Genomic DNA, 6,594 nt, shown 5'->3' on the forward strand with positions numbered 1-6,594 from the left:
TCCAACGGCACGGTGGTGATCAACGGCGACAACACGGTCACCTATACGCCGAACGTGGGCTATACGGGGTCCGACAGCTTTACCTACACGATCAGCGACGGCACCGACACCACCACCGCGACGGCGAATGTGAATGTCGGCAGCCCAATCTCTGTTTGGTACGGAAACACGCAGAGCTTTGGGTCGCTTGGTGAGACGCAGACCTGGGTTAACGTGCTTGGAAATGTTGATACCACCAATATCGCGTCACTGAGTTATACGCTGAACGGCGGCTCCGAAAGAACGCTTGAATTGGGGCCGGACACCCGGCGCCTTCAGGAGAACGGTGATTTCAATGTTGATATCGCCTTTGATGACCTTGACGGGACAGCCACTGACGATGTGGTGACAATTATCGCGCGTTACAATGATGGGTCTGTTTACACTCAGGAGGTCACTCTCGAGTATGAAAGCGGCAATACCTGGGATGCGAATTATTCGATCGACTGGAGTTCAGTTACGAATATTCAGGATGTCGTGCAGGTTGTAGACGGTAAATGGGCCGTTACGAATGATGGTCTTCGGCTCGAGGAAACCGGATACGATCGATTTGTTCTTCTGGGCGACAACAGCTGGGACTACTATGAAGTCGACCTCTCGTTCACCGGGCATGATCTTTATTCAGAGGATCCGCGGGGGCGTGATGGGGGTGTGTTCGGATTTGGTGTTTGGTGGGAGGGGCATACGGATGATCCGCTGCCCAACTGGCAGCCAAAGGCCGGATACAATCCATCGGAATGGCTTTTCTACTACAATGATGACCCGACGGGGCGTTTCCGCTTTTTCACTGATGGCGGCCATTATCCGACCAAATTCGAAGAGGGAACCGAGTACAACGTTTCCATTCGTGTGGAGCAAGCGAACGTCCTTGACCGGCTGTATAGCGTGAAAGTGTGGGAGGTCGGCACAACGGAACCCACAGACTGGCTGTTCCAGCGCGTTATAGAAGCGGATGAGCCGATAACCAGCAGTTTCGCGCTGCTCAGCCATTATTACGACGTGACCTTCCATGATATCAACGTCACCGAGATCACCGGCAGCGACATCGTGAAGGGAACAGACGGTGCCGATCTGGTTTCAGCGGTTGATGCGGGATCGGGAACTCCGGGGCGCGGAGAGCTTGATATTTTTGAAGGTGATGCCGGCGCGGATGTCTTCATCTTTGGCGACGCGACCAGCGCTTACTATGATGATGGTACGACCAGCGCGGGCCTCGATGATTATGGATACGCCTTTGATTTCCAGGCAAGTGAGGATCAGGTGCAGCTACACGGTTCTGCCGCGGAGTACAGCCTGTCCGAAAACGTATCCGGATTACCCAATGGCACCGCGATCTGGAAGTTGGGCGCATCGGGAGAAGAGGATGAACTTGTTGGTGTTCTGGCGAACACTTATGGCCTTTCGCTTAACGACAACGTCTTTGTCTTCGTCGATACGATAGCCTGATTTATTGCGGTCGCTGTTAGACCGGTGGCCGTTCGGGATAAGTTCTGTTTCAAGCTTCCAAAAGAGGAGGTTTGCGTAGGCCCGAGGAGTTTTGTTTTACTGCCTGCGAGTGTCATGCGAAGCTGAGTCGGGAACTGGGCATCAATTCCAAAACTGTCGCCACAAGTAGGCGCAGGCGACGGACGGTCGAGGATCACAGGGCCGGCCCGAAAAGAGCCGCGTCCGACTGCTCCCGGCGAAGAAAAGGAAGCCAATATCAATCACCTTTCGAAGGCGCATCTTGCTACCGTTGGACGACGGCCCCTACGCGCGCGTTTGAAAATGCCGCCGGCCCCCACCCCTTACAAATACATCTGCAAAATCCGGACATCTGAGCCAGATCGTTTCACCTATATCCGATTCAGAAGATGCCGGGACTGAACGCTTGGTGTATTGGTCAACCGAGGGCTCTCCATAAAATTGTAGCACCTTTGGAGTTGTCAATCATAAGAATTGTCTTTGCTTTCGCCGAAAATGCCTCTTTCAAATAATTGTGAATGACATCTCGTTGAAGTGGTCATTGAAGGGTTTTTTTGAATGTCCTTTTTCCCGGCAACCCGGTTTCTTGGCTTTCAATTTCGAGTTCGACCTGATAACTTAATTTGTAATTAACAATGAGCACTACCAATTCGATGGTAATGCTCGATAGGGGTGAGCGTTTTTCGAGTTCCTCATAGTTTTTTGTGAGGTGGGTGTAGTTGGCTTCGAGTGAATTGTGGAGCCGTGTGTATTGAGAGTACGTGGTATTGGGGGGGGTTATGAAAGATTCACCAACCGGTTTCCTGGAAGGCGCATCGCCAGACGGGGGTTATAGGCTATCTTCATCTAAAAGCAACTGGGCGCAAGGCAAAAAGACGTTCCTCGCGTCGAAGCGTGTTTTTGATGTGGTTCTGTGCCTTTTGGCGCTGCCCATGTTTCTGGTGATCTGCGGATTGCTGATTGTCTTGAATCCCATTTGGAATAAGGGGCCTCTGTTCTTTTCACAGCGGCGCACCGGCAAAGACGGCGAAGAATTTGTCATGTTCAAATTCAGATCGATGACCGCAGTTGAATCTGTCAAGCGCGGCCCCGACGATCCGCTTGAACAGCACCGCATTACAAAGCTTGGCTATTGGATCCGGCGCACGAAGGTGGACGAAATTCCGCAACTTCTGAATGTTCTTAATGGTGACATGAGCATTGTGGGACCGCGTCCTGAACTGGTCGAATTCAAGAGTGTGTATCAAGCTGAGATTCCGTATTACTCGGCGCGTTGGGCGGTAAAACCCGGATTGACCGGATACGCACAAATCACTCAGGGATATACGGAAAGTATCGAAATGGTACGCCGGAAATCTGAGCTTGATGCCCACTATATTCGCAACATGAGCTGGAAGCTTGATTTGCGCGTAATCGCCAAAACATTCACGGTCATTTGTGTGCCGCACGCGGATTCCTAATAGACATAAGGCACCCCCTCTTGTTTAGTTGGTAGGCAGAGTGGGGGTGCCTCTTGGGATTAGGAATAAATATTTAATGAAGATGAAAAGCAGTTTGCGTTGGTTGTTTTCGACACCTGCGGTTTTTGGTGTACTTCTCAGCGTATTGCCCGGGGTCACTTTACCAAACTCAGGAGACTCAGGGCGGTTGTTCTACTCCAGCAATCTAAACTGGAAGCCCGGTCAGGATGTGACCGCGCAATTTTCCCAGTTCGTGGCCGAGGTGGCGCGACCCGGTGACGCGCTGGTTCTCGACCAGATGTACGGTCTGAATGCCGGGGCGCAAATCCAGTTGCCTGACTATTTCACACTCACGGCAGAGAACGGTGGTGGTTTTGACATGCAAGACACTGCCTCCAGCAACCGCGCCATGATCTTCATGGGCGACGGGGGAACTCTAAACAATGTCACGATCATCGCCAGCGGGGCGCCGAGAACCACTTATAAGGGTCTCAACGCTGTGCGTGGGGTTGATTTTGACCCGGCACGGGCGGTGGGTATTCATGACGTAAATAACGTGACGCTCACCAACAACACATTTTCAGGAAACATCGGCCAGTTTGTGAATGTTCACAATAGCAACAATCTGGTTGTCCAGGAGACGCATTTTGTCGGTGCCCGCACCCATTTGCTTCTTGGTGGGAATGTCGCCGATGCCTTGATTTACCGCAGTTTTTTCGAAGAAGCCCTTGGCGACGGAATAAAGACGATCGATGGCAATATTGTTCGTCCAAGAGTGATTGAGAGTATTTTTAAGGAGAATAACCGGGATGGAATCGACACGACGGGCGGGTTCAGGGATGCGCTGGTCAAGGATTCCGGATTCTACGGCAACGCGAGTGCAATGGATATTAAGACCTTAGTCCACGATAGCAACGACCTGGGCCGCCCGGACGTAAACAGCGATATTCGTGTGGAAGGGGCGCATATCACTGGGTCCGGCAATGCAATTGTCACAACTTTCAGAGATTTCACAGGTCAGGTGACGGCTGAAGTTGCCGATGATTTCATTCCAAACGGTATCGTCGTTGTTGATTCAACGTTCGAGGATGTGGGCACTGCATTTCTGGTCAAGGACGGCTACGACATAAACTGGTCAGATGTAACGTTTAATAATGTTAGAACCGAAGTGCGTATTCTCAACAAAAATGCGCCGACCGACTGGCACCGTTTGAACGATAACACGCAAAATATAGGTGCCAGTTACGTGACCAAAACGAGGCTGGATTTGCTTGTAGATCAGGCCTGGCAACAGGAGCCGGATACAGATCTTCAATGACGATAGAACCCGGGTACCCGGGCAGGAGTCTGTCTTTTTGGGGCGCTGGGACTCGAAGAACTCTTCTGAAGTGCAATCTGTGGTCACCTGGCACAAGGTTGGGTGCGGGCAAAAACAGAGCACACAACTAGCGAAAATGCACAATGTCTGAAAACACCTCTCCGAAAGTTAGTATTGGGTTGCCGGTTTATAACGGCGCGAAATACGTGAGAGACGCGATTGAATCTGTTTTGGCTCAGGATTTCGAGGATTTTGAACTTATCATCTCCGACAATGCCTCGGGGGACGAGACGCAGGAAATCTGCAAGCCATTTGCGAGCGCGGATTCCCGAATAAAATATGTGCGCCACCCCAAGAACATAGGCGCGGCAAAGAACTACAACTACACGTTTCTGGCGTCATCGGGTGAATATTTTCACTGGCTGGCCCATGACGATCTTATCGGTCCGCGATTTTTGTCACGGTGTCTTGATGCGTACAAAGCTCGCGTTGATGATCCCGCGATTGTCTTTCCGTCCTTTGAGTTCATTGACGAAGACAATAACGTTCTCGAACGGCCCAAAAGGGTGGTGGAGACGACTGCGGGTAAAGCCTCACGCCGCCTGATTGAAACATTGGATTCCTACGGAGCGATGATAGAAGTTTACGGCTTGTTTCGCCGGGAATCGCTTTCGAAAACGCGGTTGATCGGCAGCTATGTCAGTTCTGATCTGTTCTTTCTGGCGGAATGCGCACTGGTCGGGCCAATCGTTCGAATAGATTGTGAACCCCAGTTTTTTCGCCGTATGCATGACACAAGCTCCAGGCGGGCAAACACGACCAACGAAGCGGTCTTGCAGTGGTTTGATCCTGAGGCAAAGACCAGCCGCCCGGCCGGACAAAAAAAGTCCAGAAGTTACAACTACTTTTTAAAAAGCGGAGTTGCCGAATACACCAAGGCTGTTCTTTTGGTCAAAGATATTCCTTTTTCGCAACGTCTCGGGGCGCTACTCACGCTAATGAACCGTCGGGTCCGTACCAAACTTCGCAGGTTGATAAGGAATCGACCGCGAGGAGCTGGATCAGGCACCTGACTTGGTGGCGGCAGTGTGTGTTCAACACGACCATCGGCGGGAACTGTACCTGCGTTGAGGGATTTCAAAGCCGGCATCTCGCCGTTAGAATCGGAAGCAATACCATGCGAATATGGAAACAGTTGAGCTGCTTTGCGCGGTTCGGACACAGATTGCACTTGAAAGGATTCTAGGTTTTACAAACAGGCCGGAGACGCGCTAAACTATTGTTTCAACAATAACCCTTGTGGGGACCAGCCATGTTTAAGGTTCTATTAGGATTTGTTACCGCGCTGCTGTTTGTTGCCTCAGCTCAGGCACAGGGAACTTACCGGATCAAGTCAGGCGATTCTTTGAATGTCGAAGTTCTTGAGGACCCAACCCTCAATCGGAATACTCTTGTACTGCCGGATGGGTCTGTCAACTTTCCTCTGGCTGGCAGCGTTGCCGCCGGTGGGCGCACGGTTGATCAGGTTCGAAATGATTTGACTCAGGCCCTGAGCCCAAGTTTTGCATCTCCTCCTACCGTGTTTGTCTCGGTAGGGGCTGTCGGAATTTCGCCTGCGGCGACATTCTCGGCTCCGGCGACCAAGAATATCTACGTCATCGGTGAAATCGCGACACCGGGAAAGTTGGTAACGACCAAAAACACTACTATTCTGCAAGCCATAGCTGAAGCGGGTGGGTTGACCCGTTTTGCAGCGGACAAACGCATTCAACTTCGCCGGGGAGGCGACACGTTTATCTACAACTACCGCACAAACAGCGGAGGTCTGTCGGGTAACACTGTTCTGGCTCCTGGTGATGTGATCGTTGTGCCGCAGCGCCGCCTGTTTGAGTAAGAGCCCTATCGGCGGACCTCCATAAGTCTGCTTTTGGTACCAGAAGTTGAGACAGGCTGATGAGGCGCTGCGCAATCGTTTGCGCGAACTGGCCAGCGAACATCGTCGGTTTGAATGTTGCCGTTTAGGCATCTTGCTGGCCAGAAGAGGGTTCGGCTCCACGAACCAACCTCTTCAACCCATCGCCAGGCAAAAGCTGCCGCCTTCGATCACCAGAACGATTGCGACACTAGCTTAGCTGCATAACCAATGGCGAAATACATCGCATCAGAACGTCAAAATCGGCCCGCCTCATTGGTGAGCGTCCGTTGAACCTGACCTAACGCGAACCAATTGCGGAGGCTAAGTGTCCACCATTGATAGTGGACACTATGAGGCACTCTATGAGCATGCGTAAGAAGCGGTTTTGGTCGGATGAA

4 protein-coding genes and 1 pseudogene are annotated in these 6,594 nt (G+C 51.7%); all 5 read left to right on the plus strand.

Annotated elements, in window-relative coordinates; all coding sequences use genetic code 11:
* A partial coding sequence (locus tag AC2FJC_RS23455) for an Ig-like domain-containing protein (protein WP_496742090.1) occupies positions 1 to 1,485 on the plus strand: 1,485 nt, incomplete at its 5' end.
* Positions 1,486 to 2,282: 797 nt separating this feature from the next.
* Entirely contained in the window at positions 2,283 to 2,963 is a 681-nt protein-coding gene (locus AC2FJC_RS23460) for a sugar transferase (protein ID WP_496742092.1), read from the plus strand.
* A gap of 76 nt (positions 2,964 to 3,039) precedes the next feature.
* On the plus strand, positions 3,040 to 4,281 hold the full coding sequence (locus AC2FJC_RS23465; RefSeq protein WP_496742094.1) for a right-handed parallel beta-helix repeat-containing protein: 1,242 nt from the start codon (positions 3,040 to 3,042) through the stop codon (positions 4,279 to 4,281).
* Positions 4,282 to 4,424: 143 nt separating this feature from the next.
* Positions 4,425 to 4,946: pseudogene (locus AC2FJC_RS23470) on the plus strand (glycosyltransferase family 2 protein); the annotation flags it as partial.
* A 647-nt stretch (positions 4,947 to 5,593) separates the two neighbouring features.
* Entirely contained in the window at positions 5,594 to 6,175 is a 582-nt protein-coding gene (locus tag AC2FJC_RS23475; RefSeq protein ID WP_496742096.1) for a polysaccharide biosynthesis/export family protein, read from the plus strand.
* The last annotated feature ends 419 nt before the right edge of the window (positions 6,176 to 6,594 follow it).

The organism is Ruegeria sp. CDSB117 (assembly GCF_059611005.1).

Coding starts and splice junctions, on each gene's coding strand:
- AC2FJC_RS23460 (WP_496742092.1), top strand. CDS start 2,283: ATGAAAGATTCACCAACCGGTTTCCTGGAAGGCGCATCGCCAGACGGG.
- AC2FJC_RS23465 (WP_496742094.1), top strand. CDS start 3,040: ATGAAGATGAAAAGCAGTTTGCGTTGGTTGTTTTCGACACCTGCGGTT.
- AC2FJC_RS23475 (WP_496742096.1), top strand. CDS start 5,594: ATGTTTAAGGTTCTATTAGGATTTGTTACCGCGCTGCTGTTTGTTGCC.